Annotated in this window: 7 protein-coding genes; all 7 read left to right on the top strand. The window is 57.8% G+C overall.

The window, feature by feature from the left end:
* Positions 1-14 precede the first annotated feature (14 nt).
* The 7 genes from dnaG (at position 15) to fusA (ending at position 14,463) form a co-directional block, all read left to right on the top strand.
* Positions 15-1,790 (top strand): DNA primase, encoded by a 1,776-nt coding sequence (gene dnaG / locus MTP43_RS07050; protein ID WP_097783902.1) that lies wholly within the window; start codon positions 15-17, stop codon positions 1,788-1,790.
* A 48-nt stretch (positions 1,791-1,838) separates the two neighbouring features.
* The gene (gene rpoD, locus MTP43_RS07055; RefSeq protein WP_249235180.1) at positions 1,839-2,921 is read left to right on the top strand and encodes an RNA polymerase sigma factor RpoD; all 1,083 of its coding nucleotides are present in this window, start codon (positions 1,839-1,841) and stop codon (positions 2,919-2,921) included.
* Positions 2,922-3,396: 475 nt separating this feature from the next.
* Positions 3,397-7,260 (top strand): DNA-directed RNA polymerase subunit beta, encoded by a 3,864-nt coding sequence (gene rpoB / locus MTP43_RS07060; protein ID WP_249235181.1) that lies wholly within the window; start codon positions 3,397-3,399, stop codon positions 7,258-7,260.
* A 127-nt stretch (positions 7,261-7,387) separates the two neighbouring features.
* Complete coding sequence (gene rpoC / locus MTP43_RS07065; protein ID WP_005926184.1) at positions 7,388-10,960, top strand: DNA-directed RNA polymerase subunit beta'; 3,573 nt, start codon at positions 7,388-7,390, stop codon at positions 10,958-10,960.
* A 293-nt stretch (positions 10,961-11,253) separates the two neighbouring features.
* Positions 11,254-11,682 (top strand): 30S ribosomal protein S12, encoded by a 429-nt coding sequence (gene rpsL / locus MTP43_RS07070; protein ID WP_005926182.1) that lies wholly within the window; start codon positions 11,254-11,256, stop codon positions 11,680-11,682.
* A 159-nt stretch (positions 11,683-11,841) separates the two neighbouring features.
* Positions 11,842-12,312, top strand: a complete 471-nt coding sequence (gene rpsG / locus MTP43_RS07075) for a 30S ribosomal protein S7 (RefSeq protein ID WP_005926179.1) — start codon at positions 11,842-11,844, stop codon at positions 12,310-12,312.
* 24 nt (positions 12,313-12,336) lie between these two features.
* Positions 12,337-14,463: an elongation factor G gene (gene fusA, locus MTP43_RS07080; RefSeq protein ID WP_117526198.1), complete on the top strand. Its 2,127-nt coding sequence runs from the start codon at positions 12,337-12,339 to the stop codon at positions 14,461-14,463.
* Positions 14,464-14,465 lie beyond the last annotated feature (2 nt).

The following is a 14,465-nucleotide window of genomic DNA, read 5'->3' on the forward strand; positions in this document are numbered from 1 at the left end:
TCGTTTAAAACAACATGATCCCACATGAATACATCGAGGAACTTACCCGCCGCACCGACATCGTGGAACTGGTGGGCAGCTATGTGCAGCTCAAGCGCAAGGGACGGCTGTACGGCGGTCTGTGCCCCTTTCACAGCGAAAAAACGCCGTCCTTCTATGTGTACCCTGACACCCAAAGCTTTTACTGCTTCGGCTGTCAGGCAGCCGGAGATGCCATCAGCTTTGTCAAAAAGATCAACAATATCAGCAGCGGCGAGGCCATCAAGATGCTGGCTTCCCGCGCCGGTATGCCGGAGCCGCAGGAGGACGACAAGACCGGACGTCTGCGCAGCCGGGTGCTCTCCATGAATAAGGAGGCCGCCCGCTTCTTCCACGCCTGCCTGAACTCTACCGTGGAGGAGGCACGGCAGGCGCGCGCTTACTGGCGGCGGCGCGGGCTGGACGATAAGACCATCGTCCGGTTCGGGCTGGGCTATGCCCCCAACGATGGGCAGGCACTGTACCAGTACCTGCGGGATAAGGGCTACAACCAGCAGGAACTGGACGCCAGCGGCTTGTTCAAACGCAGCCAGTCCGGGCGCATCTACTGCCTGTTCTGGAAGCGTGTCATGACCCCTATCTTTGACCTGCGCGGCAACATCATTGCCTTTGGCGGGCGCGTGATGGACGACTCCAAGCCCAAATACGTCAACAGCCCGGAAACGCTGGTCTACCACAAATCCGAGACGGTGTTTGCCATGCAGATCGCCAAGCGCAGCGCCTCCCGGCGGTTCGTGCTGTGCGAGGGCTACATGGATGTCATCAGTATGCAGCAGGCGGGCATCGACACCGCCGTCTGCGCCTGCGGCACCGCCCTGACCCCCGGGCAAGTGCGCATCATCAGCGAGTATGCCGATGAGGTCATTCTGAGCTATGACTCGGACGAGGCTGGCCAGAAGGCGACCCTGCGCTCACTGGAACTGTTCCGCAACAGCCCGGTAAAGGTGGGCGTTTTGCAGATTCCCGGCGCAAAGGACCCGGACGAATACATCAAAAAATACGGCCCGGAGCGTTTTCAGGCACTTCTGGATGGGGTGGGCAATGCGCTGGACTTCCGGCTCAAGCGCCTGCGAGACCAGTATGATCTCTCGCAGGATGCGCAGCGGCTGCAATATGTAAAGGAAGCCGTGGAGATGCTGGCCGAGCGCTCCAACCCCACTGAGCAGGAGGTGTACGCCGGGCGGCTGGCAGAGGAGACCAACATCTCCAAAACTGCCATTTTGGCGCAGCTGGGTACCGCAGCAAAGCGGGCGGGCGGCAAGTACCGCCGGGAGAAAAACCGCGAGCTGCTGCGCTCCGGTGAGATGGATCAGATCAAGGTTCCGTACAGCGCAGGCGGCAGTCAGGCGCTGGGCATCGCCAGCGCCCAGCAGCGGCTGCTGGCTGCTATTCTGAGGGAGCCTCGTTATCTGGAACTGGCCAAGCAGCAGCTGACGGCGGAGCAATTCATCCAGCCGCAGCAGAAGGAACTATACGAAGCGATGCTCAATTGCAGCCGGGAGGGTGTGGAACTCAGCCTGACTGCACTGCGGGCATTTGTAAGTGAAGAAGCATTGAATGAACTGAGCCGGCTTGCGGCACAATACAGCGATGTGAACTGCACCCCGGACGATATCCGTCTGTATCTGGACAGGATCGCCCGGGGAATGCCGGTTGCTAGTAAAGCTGCTGCAATGTCCGGCGATGAGATCACACAGTATCTTCAGTCGATGCGCGAAAAAAAGCAGGGGACGCTGCCCGAACAAGACTGATCCCTGTTTTCCCTCCGGCTGGAGCTGGAGAGAAAAGGAGCAGGAATCATGCAGAAATTGTCGCAAACGGAAGAACTTGCCCGCAGCCTTGCCGCAAAGGCTCACCGTCACACCCTGACCCCGGAGCAGATCAGCCGTGCCATGGAAGAAGCGGATTTTGATATTGCACAGCTGGACGAGCTTTACGCGGCGCTGGAGCAGCGGGGCGTTCATCTGGCAGAGGAGGAGCCTGCCGAGCTGCCTGTGCTGGATGATGCCCAGATCGGCAGGCTGGAGAATGAGCTTTCCTCGGAGGGTGTGGCACTGGATGATCCGGTCAAGACCTATTTAAAGGAGATCGGCCGGGTGCCGCTGCTGACCGCCGGACAGGAGATGGCGCTGGCAAAGGCCGCCCGGGCAGGGGATGCAGATGCCCGCCGCGCCTTGAGTGAGGCAAACCTGCGGCTGGTGGTATCAGTAGCCAAGCGCTATGCCGGGCGGGGCCTGCCTTTTCTGGATCTTATTCAGGAGGGCAACCTCGGCCTGATGAAGGCTGCTGAAAAGTTTGAGCCGGAGCGGGGCTTCAAGTTCTCCACCTACGCAACCTGGTGGATCCGTCAGTCCATCACCCGCGCCATTGCGGATCAGGGACGCACCATCCGTATCCCGGTGCATCTGGTGGAGAGCATCAACCGGGTCAAGAAAACGGCAGGCGATCTGCTGCACAAAAATGGGCGGGAGCCCACCGTGGAGGAGATCGCCGCCGCACTGGATATGGAGCCGGACAAGGTGCGGGAACTGTTGCAACTGTCGCAGGAACCCATCAGTCTGGAAACGCCGGTGGGGGAGGAAGAGGACGCTCATCTGGAGGACTTTATTCAGGACGAGGACGCCGGTGTCCCGGTGGACGAAGCCGGGCGCCAGCTGCTGCGGCGGGAACTGCTGCACGTCCTTAAAAGCCTGACGCCCCGGGAGGAGAGGGTCATCACCCTGCGCTTTGGTCTGGAGGATGGCCGCGCCCGCACCCTGGAAGAACTGGGCAAGGAGTTCAACGTGACCCGGGAGCGGGTGCGGCAGATCGAAGCAAAGGCGCTGCGCAAGCTGCGCCACCCCAGCCGCGCAAAGCCGCTGCGGGATTATCTGGACGAGTGAGCATTCTGTATAATAGGACAAGGCCGCTGCACGGCGTTCCGTGCGGCGGCCTCTTCTTTTGCGGCGGGGAAGTGGAAAAGTAATACCTCCGGGCGCAAGAGCAAAGATAGACAAATTGCACAAGGGTGTTATGAACAGGAACGTGCAAAATAAAAAAATCAAGTACTTGGAAAGTAAACGGCTACACGCTACCGGGCGTTCGAAAACAAACCGAAAATAAAATTTATTTCGGCAAAAAACTGAAAAATGGCTTGACAACAGGAGTTTTGGGGTGTATACTACATTAGTATCACATAATGGACTAGTGCGTCAAAAAGGGAGCTGTGATGGCTGCCACTTGAGGGGTCACCCCGAAAAGTTTGTGCAAAATGCCGGAAGGTTCCACAGGACGCGGGTCGAATTATGTGTGTCTGCTCAAATTTGACCCGCGTATACGACATCCCGTAGAATATAAAAGTAAGGAGTGGTTGATTTTATGATGAAAGTCAAGCCCGTAAAGCTCGGCAAAACCGAGCGCATGAGCTTCTCCCACATCGACGAAGTCATCAGTATGCCGAACCTGATCGAGGTGCAGAAGAACTCGTATCAGTGGTTCCTGGATGAAGGCCTGAAGGAGGTCTTCCACGATATCGGCACCATTGAGGACTACACCGGCAATCTGGCACTGAGCTTTGTGGACTTCCGGCTGGATAAGGAGCCGAAGTACAGCATCAAGGAGTGCAAGGAGCGCGACGTTACCTTTGCAGCCCCCCTGCGCGTCACCGCCCGTCTGCTGAACAAGGAGACCGGCGAGGTGAAGGATCAGGAGATCTTCATGGGTGACTTCCCCCTGATGACCGACGCAGGCACCTTTGTCATCAACGGTGCCGAGCGTGCAATCGTCAGCCAGTTGGTCCGCTCTCCCGGTGTGTTCTACGGCCATGCGAAGGATAAGGTCGGCAACGACCTGTACAGCGCCACCATGAACCCCAACCGCGGTGCATGGCTGGAGTACGAGACCGATGCCGCCAACGTGTTCTATGTCCGTATCGATAAGAACCGTAAGCTGCCCGTCACCGTGCTGTGCCGTGCACTGGGCCTGTCCTCTAACGAGGATATCCTGAACTACTTCGGCGAGGACGAGCGCATTCTGGCCACGCTGGAAAAGGATACCACCAAGAACCGCGAGGAGGGCCTGCTGGAGGTCTATCGCAAGCTGCGCCCCGGCGAGCCCCCCACGGTGGAGTCCGCTACCAGCCAGATCGATATGCTGTTCTTCGATCCGCGCCGGTACGACCTGTCCCGCTTCGGCCGCTATAAGATGAATAAGAAGCTGTCTCTGGCACGCCGCATCATGGACCATGTGGCCGCAGAGAACGTGGTGGATCCCTTCACCGGTGAGATCCTTGTCGAGGCCGACAAGAAGATCGACCGCAAGCTGGCCGAGCGGATCGATGCTGCCGGCGTGAATCTGGTCGTGCTGAAGATCGATGATCCCATGAAGGATCAGCCCCACAAGGTCAAGGTCATCACCAACGGCTGCGTGGATGCACAGGCCATCATCGACAGCTACTACCCCGCATTCAAGGGTGTGGATGTCAAGGAGTGCGGCATCAACGAGCGCTGCTGCCTCAAGGAGCTGCGCAAGATCCTTGATAACGCCTCCAGCGCCGAGGAGGTCATGGAGAGCCTGAAGAAGGATCACGACCTGCTCATCGGCCGTACCGTCACCATCGACGATATCCTGTCCTCCATCAACTACCTGAACGGTCTGGGCTACGGCATCGGCACCACCGATGATATCGACCATCTGGGCAACCGCCGTATCCGCAGCGTGGGCGAGCTGCTGCAGAACCAGTTCCGCATCGGTTTCTCCCGTATGGAGCGCGTCATCCGTGAGCGTATGACCCTGCAGAGTCAGGATCAGAGCGTCATCACTCCGCAGGCACTGATCAACATCCGTCCTGTGGTGGCAGCCATCAAGGAGTTCTTCGGCTCCTCTCCGCTGTCTCAGTTCATGGATCAGAATAACCCTCTGGCTGAGCTGACCCACAAGCGCCGTCTGTCTGCTCTGGGCCCCGGCGGTCTGAGCCGTGACCGCGCAGGCTTCGAAGTCCGCGACGTTCATTACAGCCACTATGGCCGTATGTGCCCCATTGAGACCCCTGAAGGCCCCAACATCGGTCTGATCTCCTATCTGGCATCCTACGCCAAGATCAACGAGTACGGCTTCGTGGAGGCTCCCTACCGCAAGGTCAAGAAGATCTACGACGAGAACAACAACCTCATCGAGCAGGTCGTCACCGACGAGGTGGAGTATATGACCGCCGATGTGGAGGACGAGTACGTTGTGGCACAGGCCAACGAGCCGCTGGATGAAGGCAAGCACTTCATCCGTCCCCGTGTGTCTGCCCGCCGCCGCGACGAGATCTTGGAAATCGACGCAGAGAAGGTCGATTACATGGACGTTTCTCCGCGAATGATGGTCTCTGTTGCTACCGCTTGCATCCCCTTCCTGGAGAACGATGACTGTAACCGTGCACTGATGGGCTCTAACATGCAGCGTCAGGCAGTGCCTCTGATGGTCACCCAGCAGCCCATTGTTGCTACCGGTATGGAGTACAAGGCTGCTACCGATTCCGGCACTGCTGTGCTGGCCAAGAGCAACGGCGTTGTGGAAAAGGTCGATGCCGACCATGTTGTGGTGCGCAACGAGCAGGGCGCTCTGGAGGATTATTCTCTGATCAAGTTTGCCCGCTCCAACGCAGGCACCTGCATCAACCAGCGCCCCATCGTAGAAGTGGGCGAGACCGTCACCGCCGGTCAGGTGCTGGCCGATGGCCCCGCAATGCGCAACGGCGAGATCTCTCTGGGTAAGAACGCCCTGATCGGCTTCATGACCTGGGAGGGCTACAACTACGAGGACGCCGTCCTGCTGAACGAGAAGATCGTGCGTGAGGACGTGTACACCTCCATCCACATCGAGGAGTACGAGACCGAGAGCCGCGATACCAAGCTGGGACCCGAAGAGATCACCCGCGACATCCCCAACGTTTCTGAGGACGCCCTGAAAGATCTGGACGAGCGCGGCATCATCCGCATCGGTGCCGAGGTCAAGAGCGGCGATATTCTGGTCGGTAAGGTCACCCCGAAGGGTGAGACCGAGCTGACTGCTGAGGAGCGCCTGCTGCGTGCCATCTTCGGTGAGAAAGCCCGCGAGGTGCGCGATACCTCTCTGCGTGTGCCCCACGGCGCATACGGCATCATTGTGGATGTCAAGGTCTTTACCCCGGAGAACAGCGATGAGCTGCAGCCCGGTGTGCGCGAGGTCGTCCGCTGCTATATCGCTCAGAAGCGTAAGATCAGCGTCGGCGATAAGATGGCAGGCCGTCACGGTAACAAGGGTGTCGTTTCCCGCATCCTGCCGCAGGAGGATATGCCCTACCTGCCCGACGGCACTCCGCTGGACATCGTGCTGAACCCGCTGGGCGTGCCTTCCCGTATGAATATCGGTCAGGTGCTGGAAGTCAACCTCGGCTACGCTGCCAAGGCCTGCGGCATCAAGGTCATGACCCCTGTCTTTGACTCTGCCCGTGAGAACGACATCGGCGATGCTTTTGATACCGCCCGCGAGATGTGGCACGGCGAGAATGCTCCCGCATATCCCACCAAGCTGCCCAAGATCATGGGCGAGAAGGGCCACATCATCGACTTCTCCAAGATCGAGCTGGATCGTGACGGCAAGACCACCGTTTACGATGGCCGTACCGGTGAAAAGTTTGATAACCGCGTTACCGTTGGTTATATGTACTACCTCAAGCTGCATCACCTGGTCGACGATAAGATCCACGCCCGTTCCACCGGCCCCTACTCTCTGGTCACTCAGCAGCCTCTGGGCGGCAAGGCTCAGTTCGGCGGTCAGCGCTTCGGCGAGATGGAGGTCTGGGCACTGGAAGCTTACGGCGCCGCTTACACCCTGCAGGAGATCCTGACTGTCAAGTCCGATGATGTGGAGGGTCGTGTCAAGACCTACGAAGCCATCGTCAAGGGCGAGCCCATCCCGCAGCCCGGCATCCCCGAGTCCTTCCGCGTTATGCTGAAGGAACTGCAGTCTCTGGGTATGGACGTGATCGTGCAGGATAAGGACGGCAACGAGATCGATATGCGCCAGAACTTCGACGATGAAGAGACCGGCTTTGATATGCGTGACGTTGCCGGTACCGAGACTGTGGTGCAGGAGAGCGAACTGACTGATTACAACATCAAGGACGCCGATGCAGGTTTCGATGATCCTTCTGTGCTGGAGGACGATAACTCCGGTGCCGAGGCTCCGGCTGCTTCTGACGAAGTAGATTTCTGATTTGGATACACAACACAGCCTTCCCCTTTGGCCGCGTGCTGCGGCAGGGGAGAAGCGCCTGTGATCCTGTAACAGAAAAGCCGCCTGTATCATCGAAACAACTAGAGATTAAGAAAGGGTTCGTTTCATGGAAAACAACGTTTTCGATTCCATTAAAATCGGCCTTGCCTCCCCGGAGCAGATCCGCGCTTGGAGCTACGGCGAGGTCAAAAAGCCCGAAACCATCAACTACCGCACCCTGAAGCCGGAGCGTGACGGCCTGTACTGCGAGCGCATTTTTGGACCTACCAAGGACTGGGAGTGCCACTGCGGTAAGTACAAGCGCATCCGTTACAAGGGCAAGGTGTGTGATCGCTGCGGCGTCGAGGTCACCAAGGCCAAGGTCCGCCGTGAGCGTATGGGTCACATCGAGCTGGCCGCTCCTGTGAGCCACATCTGGTACTTCAAGGGCATCCCCAGCCGCATCGGCCTGATGCTGGACATCAGCCCCCGCCTGCTGGAAAAGGTGCTGTACTTTGCAAGCTATATCGTCACCGATCCCGGTCTGACCCCGCTGGATAAAAAGCAGCTGCTGACCGAGAAGGAATACCGCGAAATGTGCGAGCGCTACGGCGACGAGTTCGAGGCTGCCATGGGCGCCGAGGCTGTCCAGACCCTGCTGAAGGAGATCGATCTGGATCAGCTGAGCGCTGAGCTGACCGCCGAGGTGGAGAAGTCCTCCGGCCAGAAGCGCGTGCGCATCCTCAAGCGTCTGGAGGTCGTGGAGGCTTTCCGCATCTCCGGTAACCGCCCCGAGTGGATGGTCATGGACGTGCTGCCCGTGCTGCCGCCTGACCTGCGCCCCATGGTTCAGCTGGACGGCGGCCGCTTCGCCACCTCCGACCTGAACGATCTGTACCGCCGCGTCATCAACCGCAACAACCGTCTGCGCCGCCTGCTGGAGCTGGGCGCTCCCGACATCATCGTGCGCAACGAGAAGCGGATGCTGCAGGAGGCTGTGGACAGCCTGATCGACAACGGCCGCCGCGGCCGTCCGGTCACCGGCCCCAACAACCGTGCACTGAAGAGCCTTTCCGATCTGCTGAAGGGCAAGCAGGGCCGTTTCCGTCAGAACCTGCTGGGCAAGCGTGTTGACTACTCCGGCCGTTCCGTTATCGTCGTCGGCCCTGAGCTGAAGATGGATCAGTGCGGTCTGCCCAAGGAGATGGCTCTGGAGCTGTTCAAGCCCTTTGTCATGAAGGATCTAGTGGAGAAGGGCATTGCCAACAACATCAAGTCCGCCCGCAAGATGGTCGAGCGTGCAAAGCCCGAAGTCTGGGACAGCCTCGAGACCGTTATCAAGGGTCACCCCGTGCTGCTGAACCGTGCACCTACCCTGCACCGTCTGGGCATTCAGGCCTTCAACCCCGTGCTGGTGGAAGGCCGTGCCGTCAAGCTGCACCCGCTGGCCTGTACCGCATTCAACGCCGACTTCGACGGCGACCAGATGGCAGTCCATCTGCCTCTGAGTGAGGATGCCTGCCGTGAAGCCAAGATGCTGATGCTGGCTTCCGGCAACCTGCTGAAACCCTCTGACGGCGCACCTGTTACCGTGCCTACGCAGGATATGATTCTGGGCAGCTACTACCTGACCACCGTCCGCGAGAACGACGAGGGCGCAGGCAAGGTGTTCCGTGATGAGAACGAGGTTCTGATGGCTTACGCCGAGCACGTCATCACCCTGCACGCGCCCATCAAGGTGCGCCGCACCATGACCATTGACGGCGTGGAGCGCACCGGTCTGGTGGATGCCACCGCCGGCCGCATCATCTTCAACAATCCCATTCCCCAGAACCTGGGCTATGTGGATCGTACCGATCCCGAGCACTGGCTGGAGTACGAGGTCAGCTTCCGCGTGACCAAAAAGACCCTGCCCGAGATCATCTCCCGCTGCATGACCCGCAACGGCACCCGCAAGTGTGCTAAGATGCTGGATGCCATCAAGGCACAGGGCTATAAGTACTCCACCCTGTCCGCTATCTCCGTGGCTGTGTGCGACGCTGTGATCCCGCCCCAGAAGCAGGAGCTGATCGCCGAGGCCGATAAGGAGATCGCCAAGGTCGGCAAGCTGTTCAACCGTGGTCTGATCTCGGATAACGAGCGTTACAACAAGACCATCGATATCTGGCAGAAGACCACCGATAAGGTCTCCAAGGCTCTGGCAGACAACCTGCCCAAGGACAACGAGATCTATATGATGGCAGACTCCGGTGCTCGTGGTTCTATGAACCAGATCAAGCAGCTGGCTGGTATGCGCGGCCTGCTGGCAAACACCGCCGGTCACACCATCGAGATGCCCATTCGTGCAAACTACCGCGAAGGTCTGAACATTCTGGAATATTTCGTTTCTGCCCGTGGTGCTCGTAAGGGTCTGGCTGATACCGCTCTGCGTACTGCCGACTCCGGTTACCTGACCCGCCGCATGGTCGATGTTTCTCAGGACGTCATCGTCCGCGAGATCGACTGCGGCACCACAGATGGCCTGTGGGTCTCTGAGATCCACGAGGGCAAGGAGAAGATCGAGAGCTTCCGCGAGCGTCTGATCGGCCGTTTTGCCGTGGGCGATGTGGTCAATCCCATCACCGGCAAGGTCATCGTGCCCGAGGGCAAGATGATCGACCTGTACGATGCCAACGAGATCGAGGCAGCCGGTATCACCCGTCTGAAAATCCGCAGCCTGCTGACCTGCCGTGCAAAGACCGGCGTCTGCGCACGCTGCTACGGTTCCGATATGGCCAACGGCGAGCCGGTCCGTCTGGGCGAGTCTGTCGGTGTTATCGCCGCAGAGTCCATCGGCGAGCCCGGTACTCAGCTGACCATGCGTACTTTCCATACCGGCGGTATCGCATCTGCCGAGGATATTACACAGGGTCTGCCCCGTGTTGAGGAGCTGTTCGAGAGCCGCCGTCCCAAGAGCATGGCCATCATGAGCGAGATCTCCGGTGTGGTCTCTCAGGACGACACCAAGAAGAACGTGGTCATCAAGGTCACCGGCAAGGACGAGAACGGTGCAGAGGAAGTCAAGAGCTACTCCATCCCGTTCACCCAGCATTCCCGCGTGATGCCCGGCGACCGTGTGGAGAAGGGCGACATCATCACCCGCGAGGGCGTGCTGTACCCGCAGGATATTCTGGCCATCAAGGGTCTGGAGGACGTGCAGAACTACCTGATCAACGAGGTCCAGAAGGTCTACCGTCTGCAGGGCGTTGAGATCAACGATAAGCATATCGAAGTCATCGTCCGTCAGATGTGCCGCAAGGTGCGCGTGACCGACTCCGGCTCCTCCAACCTGATCGGCGGTGCTCTGGCAAGCCGTCTGGAGGTGGAGAACATCAATGCCGATCTGCAGAAGCGCATTGATGCAGGCGAAGAGGGTCTGAAGCTGGTGGAGTACCAGCAGGTGCTGCTGGGCATCACCAAGGCTGCTCTGGCCAACGACTCCTTCCTGTCCGCTGCATCCTTCCAGGAGACCACCCGCGTGTTGACCGAGGCCGCCATCAAGGGTAAGGTCGACCCGCTGTCCGGTCTGAAGGAGAACGTCATCATCGGTAAGCTGATCCCCGCCGGTACCGGTCTGCCGGAGGTGCGTGAGGATCTGAAGAACCGTGAGGCTGAGCGCGATGCCGAGATCGCAGCCGAGCTGGCTGCCTCCGCACAGTAAGCGCGGCATCTGTCAGAATCTGATCCGTTAAACAAAACCGCTCCGTGGGCGAAAGCCTGCGGGGCGGTTTTTGCGTGCCAAAGGCAGCGCAGCAGGGGATGGAAAAGGCACTTTTTCTGCCAAAAACTGTCTGAAAGAAAAAATCTGGAATAAATACAAAAAAATTTGCAAAAACTGTTGACATCCGGCCGCAAAGCGGGTATTATATAACTGTTGCGCGTCCCTCATGGGGATAGTGCGGCAAAAAAGTCGGAAAATCTTCCGATGTTCATCATTAAGAAAGGAGAAACAAAATGCCTACTTTTAACCAGCTTGTACGCAAAGGCCGTGAGGTCCTGACTACCAAGAGCACCGCTCCCGCTCTGCAGAAGACTTATAACTCTCAGAAGAAGCAGTACTCTGATCTGAGCAGCCCCCAGAAGCGTGGTGTCTGCACTGCAGTTCGTACCATGACCCCCAAGAAGCCTAACTCTGCTCTGCGTAAGGTTGCTCGTGTCCGCCTCACGAATGGTATCGAGGTCACCTCTTACATTCCCGGTATCGGCCATAACCTGCAGGAGCACTCCGTCGTGCTGATCCGTGGCGGCCGTGTTAAGGACCTGCCCGGTGTGCGTTACCACATCATCCGTGGTACCCTGGATACTCAGGGTGTGGCAGGCCGTAATCAGGCCCGCTCCAAGTACGGCGCAAAGCGTCCTAAGGCCGGTGCTGCAAAGAAGTAATTGAGGACAACCGCCATAAACGGCTTTCCTTTATATAAATAACAAGTCCGCTTAAAAGCGGAGGGTAACGGTTTATGTAAGGTCAGCTCTTTGTGACACAACGGGAGTTTTATTACTTTCGAGTACCGATGATATCATTCTGTGAAGGAGGGAAGAAAGATGCCTAGAAGAGGTAACATTGCTAAGCGCGATGTCTTAGCTGATCCTATTTACAATTCCAAGATGGTCACCCGCTTGGTCAACAGCGTCATGCTGGATGGCAAGAAGGGCGTCGCTCAGAAGATCGTTTACGAAGCTTTCTCCATGATTCAGGAAAAGACCGGCAACGATCCTCTGGAGACTTTCGAGAAGGCGATGGAGAACATCATGCCCAGCCTCGAGTGCAAGACCCGCCGTGTTGGTGGCGCTAACTACCAGGTTCCCTTGGAGGTCAGCCCCGCTCGCCGCGAGACTCTGGGTCTGCGCTGGCTGACTGCCTACAGCCGCACCCGTGGTGAGAAGACCATGGCACAGCGTCTGGCTGCTGAGATCATGGATGCTGCCAACAACACTGGTAACGCCGTGAAGAAGCGTGAGGACACTCACAAGATGGCAGAAGCTAACAAGGCTTTCGCACATTTCCGTTATTGATCTGTTCTGTAGGAGGTTAATTTCATGGCTACACCCAGAGAAGTTTCTCTTCAGATGACGAGAAATATCGGCATTATGGCTCATATCGATGCCGGCAAGACGACCACTACCGAGCGTATCCTGTACTACACCGGTATCAACCATAAGATCGGTGAGGTCCACGATGGCGGTGCCACGATGGACTGGATGGTTCAGGAGCAGGAGCGTGGTATCACCATCACTTCCGCTGCTACCACCTGCTACTGGTCTCACTCCGAGACCCAGAAGGATCCGGTCGCGTTCAAGAAGAATCGTCACCGCATCAACATTATCGACACTCCGGGCCACGTGGACTTCACTGTTGAGGTCCAGCGCTCTCTGCGCGTTCTGGACGGTTCTGTGACCGTTCTGGCCGCAAAGGGTGGTGTCGAGCCTCAGTCTGAGACCGTTTGGCGTCAGGCTGATGAATACAAAGTCCCCCGTATGGTGTACGTCAACAAGATGGACACCATGGGTGCTGACTTCTTCCGCTGCATCAAGATGCTGCATGATCGTCTGCACGCCAACGGCGTGGCCATCCAGCTGCCCATCGGTCAGGAGGATACCTTCCGCGGTATCGTTGACTTGGTCGATATGAACGCTGAGGTCTACTACGACGACATGGGCAACGATATGCGTACCGAGCCCATCCCCGAGGATATGCTCGAGCAGGCTGAAGAGTACCGTAACATTCTGGTCGAGGCTGTTGCCGAGAACGACGAAGAGTTGATGGAGAAGTACCTTGAGGGCGAGGAAATCACCCGCGAGGAACTGAAGAAGGCTATCCGCAAGGAAACCATTGCAAATACTCTGGTTCCCGTTGTCTGCGGCTCTTCCTACAAGAACCGCGGTGTGCAGAAGTTGCTGGACGCTATCGTTGACTATATGCCCGCTCCTACCGATGTTGAGGACATCAAGGGTGTGAATCCTGAGACCGAAGAGCAGGAGACCCGTCCGTCTTCCGACGACGCTCCCTTCGCAGCTTTGGCTTTCAAGATCGCTACCGACCCGTTCGTTGGTAAGCTGGCATACTTTCGTGTGTACTCCGGTAAGGTTGAGGCAGGTACTACTGTTTACAACTCTGTGAAGGACAGCAAGGAGCGTATGGGTCGCATCCTGCAGATGCACTCCAACCACCGCAAGGATATCGACTGCTGCTATGCAGGTGATATTGCTGCTGTTGTCGGTCTGAAGAACACCACCACTGGTGATACTCTGTGTGATGAGAATCATCCCATCATTCTGGAGTCCATGAAGTTCCCCGAGCCCGTTATCCGCGTTGCTATCGAGCCTAAGACCAAGGCTGGCAACGAGAAGATGGGCATCGCGCTGGCAAAGCTGGCCGAAGAGGACCCGACCTTCAAGACCTACACCGATGAAGAGACCGGCCAGACCATTATTGCTGGTATGGGCGAGCTGCACCTGGAGATCATCGTTGACCGTCTGCTGCGCGAGTTCAAGGTTGAGGCAAACGTGGGCGCACCCCAGGTTGCTTACCGTGAGACCATCCGCAAGGAGGCCAACCAGGAGACCAAGTACGCACGTCAGTCCGGTGGTAAGGGCCAGTACGGTCACGTTAAGATCAAGATCGAACCCAACGAGCCCGGCAAGGGTTACGAGTTCGTCAACGCTATCGTTGGCGGCGCTATCCCGAAGGAATACATCCCTGCTATCGACAACGGTATTCAGGGTGCAATGAAGGCTGGCGTTCTGGCAGGCTATCCTGTTGTTGATGTCAAGGTCACCCTGTGGGATGGTTCTTATCATGAGGTCGACTCCTCTGAAATGGCCTTCTCCATCGCTGGCTCTATGGCATTCAAGGATGCTATGCGCAAGGCTGATCCTATCATCACCGAGCCCATCATGAAGGTTGCTGTTATCGTTCCCGATGAATATCTGGGCGATGTTATCGGTGACCTGAACGCTCGCCGTGGTCAGATCCAGGGCATGGAGGCTATGGCCGGTACCCAGCGTGTCAACGCATTTGTGCCTCTGGCTCAGATGTTCGGCTACGCTACCGACCTGCGTTCCAAGACTCAGGGTCGTGGCCAGTATGTTATGGAGCCCTCTCACTACGAGCCGGTTCCCAAGAACATTGCTGACCAGATCATTGCTGGCCGTACCAAGGGCTAAGC

Origin of the sequence: Faecalibacterium sp. IP-1-18 (assembly GCF_023347355.1) — a bacterium.
GTDB lineage: Bacteria > Bacillota > Clostridia > Oscillospirales > Ruminococcaceae > Faecalibacterium > Faecalibacterium prausnitzii.

Coding starts and splice junctions, on each gene's coding strand:
- dnaG (WP_097783902.1), top strand. CDS start 15: ATGATCCCACATGAATACATCGAGGAACTTACCCGCCGCACCGACATC.
- rpoD (WP_249235180.1), top strand. CDS start 1,839: ATGCAGAAATTGTCGCAAACGGAAGAACTTGCCCGCAGCCTTGCCGCA.
- rpoB (WP_249235181.1), top strand. CDS start 3,397: ATGATGAAAGTCAAGCCCGTAAAGCTCGGCAAAACCGAGCGCATGAGC.
- rpoC (WP_005926184.1), top strand. CDS start 7,388: ATGGAAAACAACGTTTTCGATTCCATTAAAATCGGCCTTGCCTCCCCG.
- rpsL (WP_005926182.1), top strand. CDS start 11,254: ATGCCTACTTTTAACCAGCTTGTACGCAAAGGCCGTGAGGTCCTGACT.
- rpsG (WP_005926179.1), top strand. CDS start 11,842: ATGCCTAGAAGAGGTAACATTGCTAAGCGCGATGTCTTAGCTGATCCT.
- fusA (WP_117526198.1), top strand. CDS start 12,337: ATGGCTACACCCAGAGAAGTTTCTCTTCAGATGACGAGAAATATCGGC.